Annotated in this window: 18 protein-coding genes and 1 pseudogene; 12 read left to right on the top strand and 7 right to left on the bottom strand. The window is 65.4% G+C overall.

Going from position 1 to position 18558, the window contains the following annotated elements:
* The first annotated feature begins 103 nt into the window (after positions 1-103).
* Positions 104-718, top strand: a complete 615-nt coding sequence (locus LRS11_RS13060; RefSeq protein WP_260493414.1) for a hypothetical protein — start codon at positions 104-106, stop codon at positions 716-718.
* Positions 719-817: 99 nt separating this feature from the next.
* On the opposite strand, the gene LRS11_RS13055 is transcribed toward LRS11_RS13060, so the two are convergent.
* The 5 genes from LRS11_RS13055 to LRS11_RS13035 form a co-directional block, all read right to left on the bottom strand.
* Positions 818-2596 (bottom strand): ABC transporter ATP-binding protein, encoded by a 1779-nt coding sequence (locus LRS11_RS13055; RefSeq protein ID WP_260493413.1) that lies wholly within the window; start codon positions 2594-2596, stop codon positions 818-820.
* The gene (locus LRS11_RS13050) at positions 2589-3197 is read right to left on the bottom strand and encodes a DsbA family protein (protein WP_260496914.1); all 609 of its coding nucleotides are present in this window, start codon (positions 3195-3197) and stop codon (positions 2589-2591) included. The genes LRS11_RS13055 and LRS11_RS13050 overlap by 8 nt, the downstream gene beginning before the upstream one ends.
* Positions 3198-3234: 37 nt before the next feature.
* Positions 3235-4170, bottom strand: a complete 936-nt coding sequence (locus LRS11_RS13045) for a rhodanese-related sulfurtransferase (RefSeq protein WP_260493412.1) — start codon at positions 4168-4170, stop codon at positions 3235-3237.
* Positions 4171-4496: 326 nt separating this feature from the next.
* Complete coding sequence (locus LRS11_RS13040; RefSeq protein WP_260493411.1) at positions 4497-4793, bottom strand: BolA family transcriptional regulator; 297 nt, start codon at positions 4791-4793, stop codon at positions 4497-4499.
* A 10-nt stretch (positions 4794-4803) separates the two neighbouring features.
* On the bottom strand, positions 4804-5301 hold the full coding sequence (locus LRS11_RS13035; RefSeq protein WP_260493410.1) for a DUF2059 domain-containing protein: 498 nt from the start codon (positions 5299-5301) through the stop codon (positions 4804-4806).
* A 208-nt stretch (positions 5302-5509) separates the two neighbouring features.
* Between LRS11_RS13035 and LRS11_RS13030 the strand changes: the two genes are divergently transcribed.
* The 4 genes from LRS11_RS13030 (at position 5510) to LRS11_RS13015 (ending at position 9027) form a co-directional block, all read left to right on the top strand.
* Positions 5510-6523 carry a DUF2804 domain-containing protein gene (locus tag LRS11_RS13030; RefSeq protein WP_260493409.1) on the top strand — a complete coding sequence of 338 codons (1014 nt, stop codon included), beginning with the start codon at positions 5510-5512 and terminating at the stop codon, positions 6521-6523.
* 78 nt (positions 6524-6601) lie between these two features.
* Positions 6602-7996, top strand: a complete 1395-nt coding sequence (locus LRS11_RS13025; protein ID WP_260493408.1) for a class II fumarate hydratase — start codon at positions 6602-6604, stop codon at positions 7994-7996.
* Positions 7989-8609, top strand: a complete 621-nt coding sequence (locus LRS11_RS13020) for an NAD(P)H-dependent oxidoreductase (RefSeq protein ID WP_260493407.1) — start codon at positions 7989-7991, stop codon at positions 8607-8609. Before LRS11_RS13025 ends, LRS11_RS13020 begins: the two co-directional genes overlap by 8 nt.
* Before the next feature lie 208 nt (positions 8610-8817).
* Positions 8818-9027 carry a DUF6316 family protein gene (locus tag LRS11_RS13015; RefSeq protein ID WP_260493406.1) on the top strand — a complete coding sequence of 70 codons (210 nt, stop codon included), beginning with the start codon at positions 8818-8820 and terminating at the stop codon, positions 9025-9027.
* A 36-nt stretch (positions 9028-9063) separates the two neighbouring features.
* Here the strand turns inward: LRS11_RS13015 and pap are convergent, their stop codons facing one another.
* Entirely contained in the window at positions 9064-10551 is a 1488-nt protein-coding gene (gene pap / locus LRS11_RS13010) for a polyphosphate:AMP phosphotransferase (protein ID WP_260493405.1), read from the bottom strand.
* 85 nt (positions 10552-10636) lie between these two features.
* Here pap and mnmC point away from each other — a divergent pair, with 85 nt between their 5' ends.
* The 7 genes and pseudogenes from mnmC (at position 10637) to LRS11_RS12975 (ending at position 18157) form a co-directional block, all read left to right on the top strand.
* A complete protein-coding gene (mnmC, locus tag LRS11_RS13005; protein WP_260493404.1) occupies positions 10637-12598 on the top strand; it encodes a bifunctional tRNA (5-methylaminomethyl-2-thiouridine)(34)-methyltransferase MnmD/FAD-dependent 5-carboxymethylaminomethyl-2-thiouridine(34) oxidoreductase MnmC in 1962 nt (653 codons plus the stop codon).
* Positions 12599-12695: 97 nt separating this feature from the next.
* Positions 12696-12962, top strand: a complete 267-nt coding sequence (locus LRS11_RS13000; protein WP_260493403.1) for a metal-sensing transcriptional repressor — start codon at positions 12696-12698, stop codon at positions 12960-12962.
* 19 nt (positions 12963-12981) lie between these two features.
* On the top strand, positions 12982-13524 hold the full coding sequence (locus LRS11_RS12995; RefSeq protein ID WP_260493402.1) for a rhodanese-like domain-containing protein: 543 nt from the start codon (positions 12982-12984) through the stop codon (positions 13522-13524).
* A complete protein-coding gene (locus LRS11_RS12990; RefSeq protein ID WP_260493401.1) occupies positions 13524-14279 on the top strand; it encodes a sulfite exporter TauE/SafE family protein in 756 nt (251 codons plus the stop codon). Before LRS11_RS12995 ends, LRS11_RS12990 begins: the two co-directional genes overlap by 1 nt.
* 1 nt (position 14280) lies before the next feature.
* Positions 14281-14973, top strand: a complete 693-nt coding sequence (locus tag LRS11_RS12985) for an MBL fold metallo-hydrolase (RefSeq protein ID WP_260493400.1) — start codon at positions 14281-14283, stop codon at positions 14971-14973.
* A 110-nt stretch (positions 14974-15083) separates the two neighbouring features.
* A pseudogene (locus LRS11_RS12980) lies at positions 15084-17838 on the top strand (7TM diverse intracellular signaling domain-containing protein).
* A gap of 82 nt (positions 17839-17920) precedes the next feature.
* The gene (locus tag LRS11_RS12975; protein WP_260493399.1) at positions 17921-18157 is read left to right on the top strand and encodes a YheU family protein; all 237 of its coding nucleotides are present in this window, start codon (positions 17921-17923) and stop codon (positions 18155-18157) included.
* 28 nt (positions 18158-18185) lie between these two features.
* Here LRS11_RS12975 and LRS11_RS12970 read toward each other — a convergent pair whose 3' ends face one another.
* Complete coding sequence (locus tag LRS11_RS12970) at positions 18186-18518, bottom strand: YnfA family protein (protein WP_260493398.1); 333 nt, start codon at positions 18516-18518, stop codon at positions 18186-18188.
* Positions 18519-18558 lie beyond the last annotated feature (40 nt).

The raw sequence follows: 18558 nt of genomic DNA, 5'->3' as shown, positions 1-18558 counted from the left end.
GCGGCAACTGTGCCGATACCTGGTAAAGCCGACGTCGAAATAGTGACACACTGATACTTATCCAGCCGACACCACGACAAGAACCACAATAGAGTGAAGCGCCATGAGCACTGACAGCGATACCAGCACCAACGAAATGCTCAGCGACCAGCAGCGTATCGAGCTGCTGGAGAAAACCGGCAAACTCAACCGCCTGCTGATTTACGGCCTGGGCGGCGGACTGCTACTGGCGCTGCTGGCCATCCTGCTGGTCGGCCTGCTCGGCGGCGGTGAAGAAGACGAAGCGGAAAAAGGCCCGACTCTGGCCAGCGTCAAGGCGCTGGAAGAGCGGCTGGCCAGCCTGGAACAGCAGGTCGAACCGCTCAAGCAGCAGGTGCAGAACCAGCAAGCACTGTTCAACCTGCTCAAGGACGGGCTACCGGCACCCGCTGCCACGCCAGCGCCGGCTAAGGATGCGGCTGTGACCGCCAGCACGGAGCCCGACAAGTCTGCCAGTGAGACCAAGCTGATGGTGGCCAGAACCCTGATCGGCCAGGAGCAGAGTTACCAGAAGACCATCACCGCCCTGAAAAGCGGCATGCGCGACCTGGCCGGGATGATCGCCGGCTCGCGCAGCTGGCTGGAAGACTATGAATCCGACCTGAACAAGCCACTGGCAGAAAGCCAGGCGCGGGCCAAGGCACTGCAGCAGTGGGCCAACGGCAAGCCGGCTGAGTAACATACCTTTCACGCCCTTTCCCCAACCCTCTCCCGGACACGGGAGAGGGAGCAAAGGCGGCTAGCCGCTACTCAAAACAGCGTATAGCGCATAACTAGTTCAGTGCTGCAGATGCCCATAGAGCTTGGCATACAGCCCGCCCTCGGCGATCAGCTGCTGGTGATCGCCGTCCTCGGCGATGCGCCCGCCGTCGAACACCAGCACCCGATCGGCCTGTTTCACCGCACTCAGGCGGTGGGCGATGATCAGCGTGGTGCGGCCGCAGAGGAAGCTGGTCAGGGCCTGGTGCAGGGCATATTCGGTGGCCGCATCCAGGGCCGAGGTGGCTTCATCGAGGATCACCACCTTGGGCTCGGCCAGCACCATGCGCGCCACGGCCAGGCGCTGACGCTGGCCACCGGACAGGCGCACGCCGGAGCGACCGACCATGCTGTCCAGCCCCTGCGGCAGCGCGCGGATGGTCGCCGCCAGCTGAGCAATTTCCAGGGCTCGCCAGCAGGCCGCGTCGTCACGCTCGCGGCCCATGCACAGGTTGGCGCGCACCGTGTCGTTGAACAGCGCCGGATGCTGCAACACCACGGCCACGTTCTCGCGTACGGTTTCCAGGCCGATGTCCTCCAGGCTGGCCGCGCCGAAACGGATGCTGCCGGCCTGGGCCGAGTACAGGCCGAGAAGCAATTGCACCAGGGTGCTCTTACCACCCCCGCTGGCGCCGACGATCGCGACCTTTTCACCCGCCGCGATGCTCAGGTTGAGGTCATCCAGCACCGGTTCCTCGCGGTAGGCAAAACTCAGCCCGCGCACCTCGATACCCACCGTATCGCGGCCCTTGAACGGGTCGAAACGGCCGGGATACTGCGGCTCGTCGGCACGCGCCAACAGCTCGTTGATCCGTTGCAGCGCACCACCGGCCGCGTAGTAGGCGTATTGCAGGCTGAGCAGTTGCTCCACCGGGCCGATCATGAACCACAGGTAGCTGAACACGGCGAGCATCTGCCCGATCGACAGGTCGGACAACAGCACGGTGAGCATGGCCACGGCTCGGAACAGGTCGATGCCGAACTGGAACAGCAGACCGCTGCTGCGGCTGGCCGCATCGCTCTTCCACTGCGAGGCCACGGCGTAGTCGCGCACCTCTTTGGCGCGCAGGCCGAGGCGACCGAGGAAGAAGCCCTGGCGATTGCCGGCGCGTACTTCCTGAATGGCTTCGAGGGTTTCGGTGAGGGCCTGGGTAAAGCGCGAGGTGCTGTCGTTCTCCAGCTTCTTCAGGTGCTTGACCTGTTTGCCCAGCTGCACCGTGGCGAAGATCACCAGCGGGTTGAACAGCAGGATCAGCAGCGCCAGTTGCCAGTGCATCCACAGCAGAATCGCGGCCGTGCCGGTCAGGGTCAGCAGGGCGACCAGCACGCGACTGAGGGTTTCGCCGATGAACTTGTCGAGGGTGTCCAGATCGGTCACCAGGTGCGCGCTGACCGTGCCGCCACCGAGGTTCTCGTACTCGCCGAGGGCGATGCGCTTGAGCCGCTCGATCAGGCGAATGCGCAGGCGATAGATCACATCCTTGGACAGCCGCGCAAACAGGCGCGCCTGCAGCACGTTGCTGGCCAGGGCGCCGAGGCGCAGCAACAGGGTCAGGCCGAGCATCAGGCCGATATAGCCGGCGGCGTTTTCCCAGGCGGCCGGGAGGAACCGGTCCATCACCTTGAGCGCGGCATTGCCGTCGCCGAGCAGGACTTCATCGACCAGCAGCGGCAGCAACAGGGGAATCGGTACGCTGCACAGGGTGGCGAAGACGGCAATCAGGTTGGCCAACAGCAAGCCCTTGCGATGGCGCAAGGCCAGCTGGCGGATCTCCGCCCAGGTCAGCCGATCAGCCACGCGCACCTCGCTGCAGCCAGCGATCGAGCATGGGCGCCAGTTCCTCCAGCGGCTGGTAGCCATTGGTCAGCAGCGCCAGCTGGCCATCGCGCTCGGCCAGCAAGGTGGGGAAGCCGGCGATGCCAAGATCCTGCACCCAGGAAAAATCGGCAGCAGTCGCCGCGTGCATCTGCTCGCTGTCGAACAGCTCGGCGAATTCGATGCGCGGGATACCGGCCTGCTCGGCCAGTTCCACCAGCAGCTGCGGGCGAGTCACATCGCGACCCTCGGCGTAGAAGGCCTCCTGGATCAGCTGCAGCAGCGGCCACACGCTCTGCTCGTCCAGGCTGCGCGCCGCCACCAGGGCACGACAGGCCGGCTCGGTGTTGTAGACCAGGCCATCGGGCAAGGCGTCATGGAAGTTGAACAGCTGGCCGGTACGCGCGTTGACCGCCTGCCAGTGCGCGAGGATGCGCACCTTGCTCACTGGGTCGAGCGCGGCGCGCTCCTGGCGCAAACCGCCCACCACGATATGCAGCGGCACCCCGCCGGCCGCCGCCTGCTGCGCCAACGCCGCAACCACCGGAGCGAAGCCCCAGCACCAGGAGCACAGGGGGTCCATCACATAGAGCAGGCGGGGTGGGCGCACAGGCGGATCCTTACTGGTCGAGGGCCTTGTAATTGAAACCTATGGGGTGTGGCAGATTGCGCGCCTTGGCGATCTCGATCTGCTTCTGCCGTTCGCGGGCACTGGTGCGGGTCTTCTCCGACAACGTATCCCAGCAGTGCGGGCAGCTGATGCCGGGGGCATAGTGCTCGGACTGGCGATCTTCCACGGAAATCGGCGTACGGCAAGCGTGGCACTGGTCGTAATCGCCTTCGGTGAGATCGTGGCGCACGGTGACCCGGTTGTCGAACACGAAACAGTCACCGCGCCATTTGGTCGCGTCCTGCGGCACTTCTTCGAGGTATTTGAGGATGCCGCCCTTGAGGTGGTAAACCTCCTCGAAGCCTTCGCCCAGCATGTAGCTGGAGGCCTTCTCGCAGCGGATGCCACCGGTGCAGAACATCGCCACTTTCTTGTGCTTGCTCGGGTCGAAGTGCGCCTTGATGTACTCGGGGAACTCGCGGAACGACTTGGTCTTGGGGTCGATGGCGCCTTCGAAGGTACCGATGGCCACTTCGTAATCGTTGCGGGTGTCAATCAGCAGCACTTCGGGGTCGCTGATCAGGGCATTCCAGTCCTGCGGCTCGACATAGGTGCCGACCTTGCTGTTCGGATCCACGCCCGGCACGCCGAGGGTGACGATTTCCTTCTTCAGCTTGACCTTGGTGCGGTAGAACGGCTGATCGTCGCAGTAGGATTCTTTATGGTCGATATCGGCCAGGCGCGCATCCAGGGCGAACCAGGCGAGCAGGCCATCGACGCCCTCGCGGGTGCCGGAAACGGTGCCATTGATGCCCTCTTGGGCCAGAAGCAGGGTGCCTTTGATGCCGTTATCGAGCAGGGTTTGCAGCAGGGGTTCGCGCAGCGCTTCGTAGTCCGGCAGGGAGACGAACTTGTACAGCGCCGCGACGACGATCTTTGCAGTCATCGGGACTTCTCTCCAGTGGTCGTCCTCGCAAAGGACGGACCGGGGTTTAAACGACTGCGCCGGCAAGGGCCGGCGCGGAGGCGATTCTAACGCAGGGTGAAGCGGCGCTGCAGCCTGGCTGGATCAACGGAGGCGATGATCTAACCAGGCTGTCTAGGACCTCGGAAACTCCCCTCTCCCACTTGTGGGAGAGGGGCTGGGGGAGAGGGTACTTTTTAAAACACCCTCTCCCCAGCCCTCTCCCGTGAACGGGAGAGGGGGCAAAGCGATCCGCAGCCACCTCTACACGCCGCTAAATCGATGCACAAAAGCTCGTAAACCGGTTCTCAATGGCTACCGCCCTTACAGGTTGGCGATGCCGGGGCCACGCCCTGCGCCGCCCACTCCTCGGGGGTATAGGTGTGCAAGGCCAGCGCATGGAACTGGCCCATCAGCTCGCCCAGGCTGGCGTAGACCTTCTGGTGCCGTTTGACCGCGTTGAGGCCAGCAAACAGCGGGCTGACGATGATTGCCTTGTAGTGGGTCTGCTGGCCACGGCTGTGCATGTGACTCTCGTCCAGCACCTCTAGGTGTTCGGGTTGCAGGGCATCCAGGGCCTGCAGAATCTGCTCGCGCATGTTCATCGGTCAGTCCTCAGGGCTTCTGCTTGTCCAGATCGGCGCTCATTGCTTCCAGCAGCTTGTTCACTTCCGGTACTGCGGCCTGCAGGCGCGACTGGGAAATCTGTACCGACTGAGCCGCCAGCACCGGCATCTTCTCCAGCACCTTGCGCCCGATCGGGCTCTGGTAGAAGGCCATCAGCTCCTGCAGCTCGGCCTCGCTGAAGGTGCTGGTGTAGAGCTTGATCATGTCCGGTTCCAGCTTGTCCCAGCCGATGGCACGGTTCAGCGCCGCATCGGCCTTGGCCTGATAGCTCTCCAACAGGGCCTGCTTGTCGGCCGGCGCCTGGGCCTGGGCGAAGCGCTGGGCGAACATCTGCTGCACCTGGGCATACACCGGCACGGCCAGTTTGTCGGCACGGGTCAGTTCGAGGAAGCGCTCGGCCTGGGCAGCATGGCTGGCGGCATCGGCGAATAGCGGACCACTGACGGCCAGCAGCAAAGCAGAACAAACAAGGCGCAGACGGCTCATGGCATTTCCTGGATTAACAAAGGCAAAAAAGTGCGGGCGCACATTCTGCGCCCACCGCCTGCTCCGCTCAAGCCAGCAGCACCGTGCAGCGGTTGTCAAAAGGCCAGCACTTGCCCATCCTTGAGCCATGGAGGCATGCTGCGCAGCTGCCCCACTCTATATACGTCGCCGGCAGCGCCCGGCTACGCCTTGCACATGGACGTGTCTGATGAACAGCTTCATCAATAGCATCACCTCCCCACCACTACAGCCGCTGTGCGACAGCCAGGGGCGGCTCAACCCACAAGCCGTGGGCTGGTCGTCACGCCCGCTGGTGCATTGTGCCCTGCCCGGCAACGTCGGCCGGCGCAAGCGCTGGAACCATTGGTGCATCACCACTCCGCACTGGATGCTGGCGATGACCTTCGCCGACCTCGACTACCTGGGCTATGGCGCGGCCTACTTCCTCGACCTCGACAGCGGCAAGCTGGTCAGCCACACCCAGCTGCGCCTGTTCGGGCGTGGCTGCACGCTCCCCGACACACCGCTGGAGAGCCATGAATTCTGTGACAACCGCCTGCACCTGCGCGCCGATGACCGTGGCTCGGCGGTACGCCTGACGGCCATGGCGGCGGATATCGGTGGTCAGCCCCTGCAGGCGGCCCTGGATATCCTGCGGCCCGCGCACCTGGACTCGGTCAACCTGATCTGCCCCATGGGCGGCCGCGCGTTCCACGCCACCTGCCGCCAACTGGGCCTGCCGGTCAGCGGTAGCGTGCAGCTGGGCGGGCGCCAGTACCACTGCGTGCCGGGGCAGAGCTTTGCCTCGCTGGATTTCGCCCGCGGTATCTGGCCCCTGCGCAGTCACTGGACGCGCGCCGCCTTCGCCAGCGCCGGCGGCATCGCCGGCAACTTCGGCGCCGGCTGGAGCGACTACAGCGGGCTGTCGGAAAACGCCCTGTGGTTCGGTGGCGAGCTGCTGCACCTGGATGAACCGGTGCAGATCGAACAGAACCCGCAGGGCCCGCTGGCGCCCTGGCGCCTGAGCAGCGCCAGTGGCCAGGTCGACCTAACCTTCACGCCACGCCAGCAGCATCAGGCCTACCCGAAGATCGGCCCGCTCTACGCCGACACCCGCCAGTGGTTCGGTTGTTTCGATGGTGTACTGCGCGGCCCGCACGGCGAGAAGGTGCCGGTGGCGAATGCCTATGGCTGGGTCGGGGCGACCCACGCACGCTGGTAATCACTGCGATAGAGATAGCCGGGAACCGCTCCAGCCTGGCGCGGCCTAAACTGCCGGAAGCCCATCAGGAGAAAGCCCATGAGCCGCATCGAAACCGACAGTATCGGCGCCATCGAAGTGCCCAGCGAGGCTTACTGGGGCGCACAGACGCAACGCTCGCTGCTCAACTTCGCCATCGGTGAGCAGCGTATGCCGCTGGCGGTGGTGCATGCCCTGGCACTGATCAAGAAAGCCGCGGCGCGGGTCAATGACCGCATCGGCGAGCTGCCGCCGGATATCGCCCGGCTGATCGAACAGGCCGCCGACGAGGTGCTGGCCGGCCAGCATGACGCGCAGTTCCCGCTGGTGGTGTGGCAGACCGGCAGCGGCACGCAGAGCAACATGAACGTCAACGAGGTGATCGCCGGGCGCGCCAATGAACTGGCCGGCAACCCACGCGGCGGCAAGAGCCCGGTGCATCCCAACGACCACGTCAACCGCGCCCAGAGTTCCAACGACAGCTTCCCCACCGCCATGCACATCGCCGCCATGCAGGCCGTGCAGCACGACCTGCTACCGGCCATCGCCGAGCTGTCCGGTGGCCTGGCCGAACAGGCGGCGCGGCACATGGACCTGGTCAAGACCGGGCGTACCCACCTGATGGACGCCACGCCCATCACCTTCGGCCAGGAGCTGTCGGCCTTCGTCGCGCAACTCGACTACGCCGAGCGGGCGATTCGCGCCACCCTGCCCGCCGTCTGCGAGTTGGCCCAAGGCGGCACTGCCGTGGGCACCGGGCTGAATGCCCCGCACGGCTTTGCCGAGGCCATGGCGGCCGAGCTGGCAGCACTGGCCGGCCTGCCCTTCGTCCCGGCGCCGAACAAGTTCGCCGCCCTCTCCGGTCACGAGCCGCTGACCAGCCTGTCCGGTGCGCTGAAGACCCTGGCCGTGGCGCTGATGAAGATCGCCAACGATCTGCGTTTGCTCGGCTCCGGACCGCGCGCCGGCTTCGCCGAAGTGCGCCTGCCGGCCAACGAGCCGGGCAGCTCGATCATGCCCGGCAAGGTCAATCCGACCCAGTGCGAGGCCCTCTCCATGCTCGCCTGCCAGGTGCTGGGCAACGACACCACCATCGCCTTCGCCGCCAGCCAGGGGCACCTGCAGCTCAACGTGTTCAAGCCGGTAATCATCCACAACCTGCTGCAATCGATCCGCTTGCTCGCCGATGGCTGCCGCAACTTCAACCAGCACTGCATTGCCGGCCTCGAGCCGGACGCCCGGCAGATGGCCGCGCACCTGGAGCGCGGGCTGATGCTGGTCACCGCGCTGAACCGCCATATCGGCTACGACAAGGCCGCCGAGATCGCCAAGAAGGCCTACGCCGAAGACCTCAGCCTGCGCGAGGCGGCCTTGCAGCTGGGTTACCTGAACAACGAACAGTTCGACGCCTGGGTGCGTCCGCAAGACATGCTGGAGTCCGGTCAACATGGTTGATGAAGTGAAAAGCGGCGCCACGCCACTGGAAGGCGACGGCAAACGTATCCTGATGATCCTTGGCACGCCCAAGTCCGACAGTTTCTGCCATGCCCTCGCCGAGGCCTACAGCAATGGCGCGCGCGGCGAAGGCCACGTGGTGCGCCAGCTCAAATTGGGGGAGATCCACTTCGATCCGATCCTGCGCGATGGCTACAGTCAGGGCCAGGCCCTGGAGCCGGACCTGCTGGAAGCGCAGCGGCAGATCCACTGGGCCGAACACCTGGTGTTCGTCTACCCGGTCTGGTGGGGTGGCGTGCCGGCTCTGCTCAAGGGCTTCTTCGACCGCACCTTCCTGCCCGGTTTTGCCTTCAAGTACCGAAACCGCTCGCAGCTGTGGGACAAATTGCTCAGCGGCCGCACTGCCGACCTGCTGGTGACCCTGGACACGCCACCCTGGTACTTCCGCTGGATCTACGGCGCGCCGGCGCACCGCCAGATGACCCGCACCATCCTCGGCTTCAGCGGCATCAAGACCCGCCGCCTGGCCGAGTTCGCCCCCGTGCGCCCGTCCACCGAAGAGCAACGCCAGGGCTGGCTGCGCCGCGCGGAACGTCTGGGAGTCCGCGCCTGAATCTCTATTGATCGACGACCTGAGGCGCCTTGCTCCCCATCCACCAGGTCGGCCCCAACAGCCCGCGCCGAGCAGACGACCGCAGGTGACGGTGATCAGATCCGCCGCCTGCAGCTGAACAAAATTTGACCACTTGTCGCCCACGCCTGCTCGGCGCAATGCAGCCGCTAGACTAAAAACAGTGCAGCTTCGAGCAGGAGATTCCACTATGTTTGGTCAGCGTCGCGTCGACCCGACCGCCGGCACCCATTACCGCAGCGAGCGGGTCAGTGCGGTCAACGGCCAGTATTTCTTTTCCACCCGCGAAGGCACCCTGGAAGGCCCTTACTTCACCCGCGTCGATGCCGAACGTGAGATCGGCTCCTATATTCGCCGCATGATGCAGGCCAACCAACTCGCCGCTAGCAGGGTGCACTAGGCATCAGGGCGCCTGCCGGGCTCACGCCAGTACCGCTCAATCCCTGGCAAAGGCCTTCTCCAGCGCCTCGTTGATGGTGCGCAGCACCTTGACCCGGGCAAAGCGCTTGTCATTGGCCTCGACCAGGGTCCAGGGCGCAATCGCCGTACTGGTGCGGTCAACCATGTCGCCTACCGCATCGCAGTAATCCCGCCACTTGTCACGGTTGCGCCAGTCTTCCTCGGTGATCTTGAAGCGCTTGAAGGCGATCTGCTCACGCTCTTTGAAGCGCTGATACTGGGTGTCTTCGTCGATGGCCAGCCAGAACTTCACCACCACCACCCCGGCCTCGCTGAGCTGCTCCTCGAAATCGTTGATCTCGCTGTAGGCGCGCAGCCAGTCGGCCGGTTCACAGAAGCCCTCGACGCGCTCGACCAGCACCCGGCCATACCAGGAGCGATCGAACACGGTGAAGTTGCCGCGCGCCGGCACATGCCGCCAGAAGCGCCACAGATACGGCTGGGCACGCTCCTCCTCGGTGGGTGCGGCAATCGGTACGATACGGTACTGGCGTGGATCCAGTGCTGCCGCCACCCGGCGAATGGCGCCGCCCTTGCCTGCGGCGTCGTTGCCCTCGAACACCGCCACCAGGGCATGTCGGCGCATGCGTTTATCACGCATCAGCCCGGCCAGGCGGGCCTGTTCGGTGGTCAGTTGTTCCTGGTAGTCCTCCTTCTCCAGCGCCTGGCTCATGTCCAGGCTGTCGAGCAGGCCGCGGATATCCAGGCTGGCGGTCAGCGGCGCCACATGCGGCTGCACCGGCCGCCGTGCCTTGGCCTTCAGCGCTGCCTGCAGGCCGTCGAGCAGGATGCGTCCGACCATCAGGCTGCGGTAATACTCATCGGCACCCTCGACCACGTACCAGGGCGCGAAATCGCGACTGGTACGCCGCAGCACCCGCTCGCCGTAGCGCACGAAGCGGTCGTAGGTCTCCGATTGCTGCCAGTCCAGCGGGCTGATGCGCCAGCTGTGCAGCGGATCGTCACGCAGTGACTTGAGGCGCGCCTTCATCTGCTTCTTGGACAGGTGGAACCAGAATTTGAAGATCAGCGCGCCCTCGTCGCAGAGCATCTGTTCCAGGTTGAGCGCGCCATCGATGGCCTGATCCAGCACCGCGTTCTTGAAGTGGCCATGCACCCGCCCCTGCAGCATCTGGCTGTACCAGTTGCCGAAGAAGATGCCGATCCGCCCCTTGGGTGGCAGCTGCCGCCAGAAGCGCCAGGCCGGCGGCCGCGCGCGCTCCTCATCGGTCTGCTGGTCGAAGGTGCTGACCTGGATCAGCCGTGGGTCCATCCACTCGTTGAGTAGCTTGACCGTCTCGCCCTTGCCGGCGCCCTCGACTCCGTTGATCAGGATGATCACCGGGAAACGCCCCTGCTGCTTGAGCTCGTACTGGGCCTCCAGCAGCGCTTCGCGCAGCGCCGGCACTTCCTTGTCGAAGGTTTCCTCATCGATGGCGTGACCCAACTCGGCGGATTCGAACATGTGCAGCTCCCTGATGTGATGTGCACAGCCTAGCCCGTCGGCGCGCTGCTGGCATTACAATGCGCGCCTCTGCACAGGTGTCCGCATGTCCGACTCTCCCTACGCCCAGCTCGACTGGGATGCCCAAGGCCAACCGCTGTCACGCCAGTTCGACGACGTGTACTTCGCCCGCGAAGATGGCCTGGGCGAAACCCGCCATGTGTTTCTCGCCGGCAACCAGCTGGCCGAACGCTGTGCCGCACTGCCCGCCGGCGGGCGCCTGTGCATCGGTGAGACCGGCTTTGGCACCGGCACCAACTTCCTCTGTGCCTGGCAGCTGTTCGAGCAGAGCGCGCCGAGCGACGCCCAGCTGCATTTCGTCAGCGTGGAAAAATACCCGCTGAGCCCCACCGACCTGCAACGCGCCCTGGCCCTGTGGCCGGAACTGGCGCCCTGGTCCACTCAGTTGCTGGAGCAATACGTAGCCATCCACCCCGGCTTCCAGCGCTTGCTGCTGGCCGGCGGCCGGGTGGTGCTGACCCTGCTGATCGGCGATGCCCTGGAGCTGTTGCCACAGCTCGATGGGCGGATCGACGTGTGGTTCCTCGACGGCTTCGCCCCGGCGAAGAATCCGGACATGTGGGGCTTGCCGCTGTTCCAGCAACTGGCCCGGCTGTCTGCTCCCGGCGCCAGCCTGGCCACCTTCGCCAGCAGTGGTTTCGTCAGGCGTGCGCTGATCGAAGCCGGCTTCGCCATGCGCCGCGTGCCGGGCTATGGCACTAAATGGGAGAACCTCAACGGCCATTACGCCGGGCCCGCCGCAACAGCGGAAAAACCCTGGTTTGCCCGCCCGCAATACCGTCCACCGCAACGCACCGCCCTGGTGATCGGTGCCGGCCTGGCCGGCTGCTCCACGGCCGCCAGCCTGGCCGCACGGGGCTGGCAGGTGAGCCTGCTGGAGCGCCACGCCGACGTGGCCCAGGAAGCCTCGGGCAACCCCCAGGGCGTGCTCTACCTCAAGCTCTCTGCCCACGGCACGGCGTTGTCGCAGCTGATCGTCAGCGGCTTCGGCCATACCCGCCGCCTGCTCCAGCGTTTGCAGGCCGGCAGCGACTGGGCTCCCTGCGGCGTGCTGCAACTGGCCTTCGATAGCAAGGAAGCAGAACGCCAGGCGCGCCTGGCTGCCGCCTTCCCCAGTCAGCTGCTGCATAGCCTCGACCAGGCCCAGGCCGAAGACCACGCCGGTATTCGCCTGCCGGCCGGCGGCCTGTTCTATCCCGAGGCCGGCTGGGTGCATCCGCCGGCACTCTGCCGACTGCTGGCCGAGCACCCGCAGATCCGCCTGTTGCCACATAGCGAAGCCCTGCAGCTGCGCCGGGTCGATGGCCAGTGGCAGGCCCTGGATGGCGAGCGCCTGCTGGCCAGTGCGGCGGTCGCCGTGCTGGCCGGCGCGGCCGAGGTCAAACGCTTCGCCGCTGCCGTCGAACTGCCGCTCAAGCGCATTCGCGGACAGATCAGCCGCCTGCCGCAAACGACTGCCAGCACCGCACTGACCTGCGTGGTCTGCGCCGAAGGCTATGTCGCCCCGGCGCGCCACGGCGAACACACCCTGGGCGCCAGCTTCGACTTCCACAGCGACGACCTCACGCCGACTGCCGCCGAACATGCCGGCAACCTGCAGCTGCTGCAGGACATTTCCCGCGACCTAGCCGAACGCCTACAGGCCGACCAGCTCGACCCGGCGCAGCTCGAAGGCCGCGCCGCCTTCCGCTGCACCAGCCCCGACTACCTGCCGATCGTTGGTCCGCTGGCCGACAGCGCAGCCTTCGCTGCGGCCTATGCCGTGCTCGGCAAGGATGCGCGTCAGGTGCCGGACAGCCCCTGCCCCTGGCTCGATGGCCTGTACGTCAACAGCGGCCACGGTTCACGCGGGCTGATCACTGCCCCGCTGTCCGGCGAACTACTGGCCGCCTGGCTGAATGACGAGCCGCTGCCCGTACCACGCAGCGTGGCCGAAGCCTGTCACCCCAATCGCTTCGTTTTGCGCAAGCTGATCCGCAACGCCTGACTCTCTGCGCCGACAGGCGGACTTGCCTGCCGGCCAGCCCCAACACATACTCCCCCCAGTAACTTTATACCCCCATGGGTATACCAGGAGAGCACAGATGACCGCCGCCAACCTGCAGCAACAAGACGCCATGCTCAAACGCCTGGCCCGTGTCGAAGGGCAGATTCGTGGCATTCAGGCGATGATCCGCCGCGGTGAGGAATGCGAGGCCATCGCCCAGCAGTTCGCCGCCGCGCGCAAGGCCCTGGATAAGGCCTACCAGGAAATGCTCGCCTGCCTGCTGGAAGAAACCATGCTCGACCCCGAGCGCGATGATGCCGAGACCCTGACCCGGGTCCGTGCCATTTTCACCAAATACACCTGATACCCCCCGGGAGTACCCAATGAACCAGCCAATCTGCCTGATCGACGCCCCACGCTTCGCGGCTGCCCAGCACCAGGGCCAGGTGCGTTTCCTCATCGACGTGCGCAGCCCGGCCGAATTCCGCGCTCAGCATGTTGCCGGCGCCCGCAACGTACCGCTGGACCAGTTGCAACCCGAGCAACTGGTTGCTCAGCTCAAGCGCGAAGGTCTGCGCGCCGGCGATGAACTGTTCCTGCTCTGCCAGCGCGGACAACGGGCACAACGCGCCGCCGAGCAGCTGCAACATCTGCTCCCCGGCGTGCAGGTGATCGACGGCGGCACCGAGGCCTGCGTGGCCTGTGGCATGGCTACCAATCAGGGTGCCAGTGGCGTGATCAGCCTGCAGCAGCAGGTGCAGATCAGCGCCGGCAGCCTGGTGCTGCTCGGTTGCGCGCTCGGCACCTGGCTACATCCGGGCTGGTACGGCCTGGCGGCATTCGTCGGCGCCGGGCTGACCTTTGCCGGCCTCAGCAACACCTGCGCCATGGCTCTGCTGCTGGCCCGCATGCCCTGGAATCGCTGATGGATCTGCTGCTCCTCGAAGCGCTCGGGGTCGGTGCGATCCTCGGCCTGCTGCTGGGCCTGACCGGTGCCGGCGGCTCGCTGGTGGCCCTGCCCCTGCTGCTCAGCCTGCATCTGCCGCTGCGCGACGCGATCGGCGTGAGCCTCGGCGCCGTGGCGCTGACCGCCCTGGTCGGCGCCATCCCCCGCGCCTTCCAGGGCCTGGTGGCCTGGCGCCCGGTGCTTCTGCTGAGCCTCTGCGGTTTACCGGGCAATGCCCTGGGCCAATGGCTGGGGCAGTTCATCGCGGAAAGCCTGCTGATCATCGCCTTCTGCCTGCTGGTGTTGTGGTCGGCCTGGCGCATGTGGCGCGGTGCCAAGCTGCCGCGCAGCAACCAGGAGCGCACCCGCAACCTGCCACTGCTGGGCATCGGCCTGGGCGTCGGCCTGCTGTCGGGGCTGATGGGGGTCGGCGGCGGTTTCCTGGTGGTGCCGGCGTTGCTCTGGTTCACCCCGTTGTCGATGCTGGCGGCCACCGCCACCTCGATGGCCTTGATCGCCATCGTTTCCGGCGGTGGCTTCCTGCTCTACCTGAGCGAGGCCAATCCCTCGCCACTCCTGTTACTCGGCCTGGCCGGCGGCGGAGCGCTCGGCGTGCTGGCCGGCAACTACTGGGCCCTGCGCCTCGGCGGGCAACTGCTGCAGCGCCTGTTCGCCCTGATGCTCGTCGTGGTCAGCCTGTCGCTGGCCGCGCAGAAACTCTTTGGAGGAGCCTGACATGTTGCTACGCCAATTGTTCGACAGCGCCAGCTCGACCTACAGCTATCTGCTGGCCGACCAGGGCGAAGCCGTCTTGATCGACCCGGTGAAGGACAAACTGGACGACTACCTGCGCCTGCTGCGCGAGCTGGACCTCAAGCTGGTGCTGGCGCTCGACACCCACACCCACGCAGACCATATAACCGCCCTTGGCGAGCTGCGCAGCGCCACCGGCTGCCGTAGCGGCTTCGGCACGCAGAGCGGCAGCCAGTGCGCCAGCTTCACCTTCACCGACGGCCAGGCCCTGACCTTCGGCCAGCGCCAGTTGATCGCCTGGCATACGCCTGGGCATACCGATGATTCCTACTGTTTCCTGCTGCCCGCAGCCGAAAACGAAGCGGCCCAACTGTTCAGCGGCGATACCCTGCTGATCCGTGGCAGTGGCCGTACCGACTTCCAGAACGGCGACGCGCGCAGCCAATGGGCCAGCCTGCAGCGCCTGCTGGCCCTGCCCGGCGACACCGTGGTCTGGCCGGGCCACGACTATCGCGGCTGGACCCGTTCCAGCATTGCCGAGGAAGCCGCGCACAACCCGCGCCTGCAAGTCGCCGATGCCGACGCCTATGCGCAACTGATGGCTAGCCTGAAACTGCCCAACCCAAAACTGATGGACATCGCCGTGCCCGCAAACCGCGCCTGTGGCCAGGCCTGAGCCAGCCCACGGTACAGGCGTGCAGCAGAGGAGTGAGAGCTGCGCTTGAAGCCCCGCCCACATCCGGGCAAAGTGCGGTGACAGGCGTATAAAAATAATGAGGTTTGCGGATGCCTCGCTGCTGTCTTGGTTTCCTCCTGCTGTGCCTCAGCTTTCCACTCTGGGCGCTTTCCCCCGCCCCCCCTGGATCAAGACGAACTGCGCCTGTCGCTAGCGCCCTACATGGGCTACTACGAGGACCGGGCTGGCAACCTCAGCGCCGAACAGGTCCAGCAACTGCCAGACAGCGCCTTTACCGGCGTCAGCGGCGATCACGCCAACCTGGGCAAGAATGATTCGGTGTGGTGGTTCAAGGTGCGCCTGGTCAACAGCCGCCCGCAGCCGCTGAACGGCTACCTGGAAGTCAACTACGCCCTGCTCGACCAGATCGACGTTTACCTGGCCGGCGCCGGTGGCCAATTGCAGGCCCAGCGGGGCGGCGACCGCTTCGCCTTCGTGCAGCGCCCGGTGCAAGTCCGCCATTTCTGGTTTCCGCTGCAACTGCCGCACGGCAGCAACGAGCTGCTGCTGCGCGTGGAAACCACCAGTACGGTGTTCGTGCCGCTGTTCTTCAGCACCTACGGTGCCAGCGCGGCGGCCCAGGAAAACCTGATGGGCATCAACGGCGCCTTCTATGGCGTGCTGTTCGCCATGTTCATCTACAACCTGTTCCTGTTCATCTCGCTGCGCGAACGCGCCTACTTCTGGTACCTGCTCTACAACATCAACGTCGGCCTGTTCGCCGCCTGCTTCGACGGCATGCTGTTCAAGCTGCTGCCCGAGCACGTGGCCCTGCAGTCAGTGAGCATCTATATCCTGATGTTCCTCCACTGCCTGACGGCCACCCAGTTCAGTCGCCACTTTCTGCACACTCGCCAGCACTTCCCGCGCCTGGACCGCAGCCTGCGCCTGCTGATGCTGGCGATCTTCGGCTGCCTGCTGTCGGTGCCGCTGATCGGCCTGCAGGCCTGGAACATCCTGGCCAGCCTGACGGTACTGGTGGTCTCGCTGCTGCTGTTGCTGACCGGCATCTACGTCTGGCGCCAGGGCATCCGCCACGGCTCCTACTATGTGCTGGCCTGGAGCGTGCTGCTGGTGGCCTTCATGCTGGTCACCAGCGGCTCGCTGGGTGTCGAGATTTTCGGCATCTACGGCTCGGCGGTGGTCAAGATGGGGGTCACGGTCGAGCTGCTGACCCTGTCCATCGGCCTGGCCGATCGCATCAACCTGCTCAAGGAGGAAGGCTTCCGCTCGCGCCAGGCCGCCGAGCAGGCGGCCTTCGAGAACCAGGCCAAGAGCCGTTTCCTGGCCAAGATGAGCCACGAGATCCGCACCCCGCTGAATGGCGTATTGGGCATGCTGCAGCTGCTGCGTGACACCCCGCTGGATCGCAACCAGCGCTTCTATGTGGACACCATCAGCAGTTCCGGCAGCTCGCTGATGGCGGTGATCAACGACATCCTAGACTATGCACGCATCGAGTCCGGCAAGCTCAGCCTGGAAGAAATCGAATTCGACCTGGAGCAGCTGGTGTCCGACACCCTCAGCCTGTTCACCGGCCAGGCCCTGGAAAAACGCCTGCGCCTGTACGTCAGCCTGGAAGGCGGTGTGCCGCGGCAGATCAAGGGCGACCCGACCCGCCTCAAGCAGGTGCTGATGAACCTGCTGAGCAATGCCCTGAAATTCACCCAGGAAGGCCATGTCACCCTGCAGGTGGGCAAACGCAGTGACAGCCAGGGCCGCGAACATCTGCTCTTCGCCATCCGCGACAGCGGTATTGGCATGCACAGCGAAACGCTCAGTCAGCTGTTCAAATCCTTCTCCCAGGGCGACTCCAGCACCACCCGCCGTTACGGCGGCAGCGGTCTGGGCCTGGCCATCAGCAAGGAGCTGGTGGAGATGATGGGCGGCCATATCGAAGTACAGAGCAGTCAGGGCCAGGGTTCGCGCTTTGCCTTCGACATCCCGCTGCAAGCCGCTCGCGCCGAGGCGGATGAACTGGCCCAGCTGCTCAACAGCCGTACCGCCCTGCTCTGCTCGCTGGATAGCCTGGGCCTGGACGCCCTCAGCCACCTGCTCGGCCGCTGGGGCATGCGTACCGAGCGCTGCCAGGACCCGGAGCGCCTGCGCGACTGCCTGGAAGACTTCAGCAACCCGCCGCTGCTGGTGTTGATGGCGCCCTGGCCGGGCAGCATCGGCCATTGGCTGGACAGTCTCAGCCCACTGCTGGAACGCGGCCAGCGGGTGCTGTTGCTGCATCCGCCCCAGCACAGCCAGCCAATCCCCGATACCCGCGGCTTGCGCCTGCTCAACCTGGCATTGCCGGTGGCCATCACCAGCCTGCGCGAAGCCCTGCAGGAGCTCTACAGCGAGCGCCGGGTCGAGCCACGCGCCGCGGTGAGCGAACTGCGCAGCGATGGCAGCGCCACCCCGTGCATCCTGGTCGCCGAAGACAATGCGGTGAACCAATTGGTAGTGCAGGGTTTTCTGAAGAAGCGCGGCTACTGCGTGCGCCTGGTCACCACCGGCCTGGCCGCCGTTGCCGAGTACAACCGCGATCCGGCCTCGATCCAGCTGATCCTGATGGACTGCGAGATGCCGGAAATGGACGGTTTCGAAGCCACCCGGCAGATCCGCAAGCTGGAGCACAACAAGCGCCTGCCAGCAGTGCCAATCATCGCCCTGACTGCACATATCCTCGACGAACACCGCGAACATGGCGCCCAAGCCGGCATGAATGACTTCCTCGGCAAACCGCTGGATTGCCAGCTGCTCTATGCCACCCTGGATCGCTACCTGCTCGCTCAGTCAGTGAGTAACGACTAGATCGGTGCGGATCTGGCACGCAGCGCTAGCCCTGCAACGGCGCCACATGCTCTAAGATGGCCGCCCGCCAAAAGGACCCGCCATGCTGATCCCCTACCAGATGCTCGAAGCCGATACCCTCACCCGCCTGCTGGAGGATTTCGTCAGCCGCGACGGTACCGACAACGGTGACGAAACCCCGCTGGCCACCCGCGTCGAGCGGGCACGCAAGGCACTGCTCAAGGGCCAGGCGCTGATCGTTTTCGATCCGGAAAGCCAGCAATGCCAGTTGTTGTTGAAAGAGGAAGTGCCGCGCGAGTGGCTGCAGGATCAGGACTGAGACCAGGCTCTGAGCGCCAGGGCGGCGCTTAACGCCAGCCCAGCCGCGGCCCGAGCAGAATGATCGTGGCACCGAGCAGGCAGATAGCCGCCCCCAGCCAGTCGCTGAGCATCGGCCGAGTACGTTCGACGGCCGCCAGCCAGAGCAGCGAAGCGACGATATAGACCCCACCATAGGCGGCATAGGCGCGCCCCGCGTAGGCCGCCTCGACACGGGTCAACAGCAGGGCGAACAGGCTCAGGCTGAGCAGGCCGGGAATCACCCACCAGGCACTCTTGCCCAGCCGCAGCCACATCCAGAAGGCATAGCAACCAGCGATCTCGAAGAGTGCAGCGAGAAAGAACCACAGGTAGTTGAGCATCCGAACATCCCTTCAGCGGTTGTGCCGGTAGATAGCGCCG

The organism is Pseudomonas sp. J452, from assembly GCF_024666525.1.
Lineage (GTDB): Bacteria > Pseudomonadota > Gammaproteobacteria > Pseudomonadales > Pseudomonadaceae > Aquipseudomonas.
This window is presented reverse-complemented; position numbering and strand designations above follow the sequence as displayed.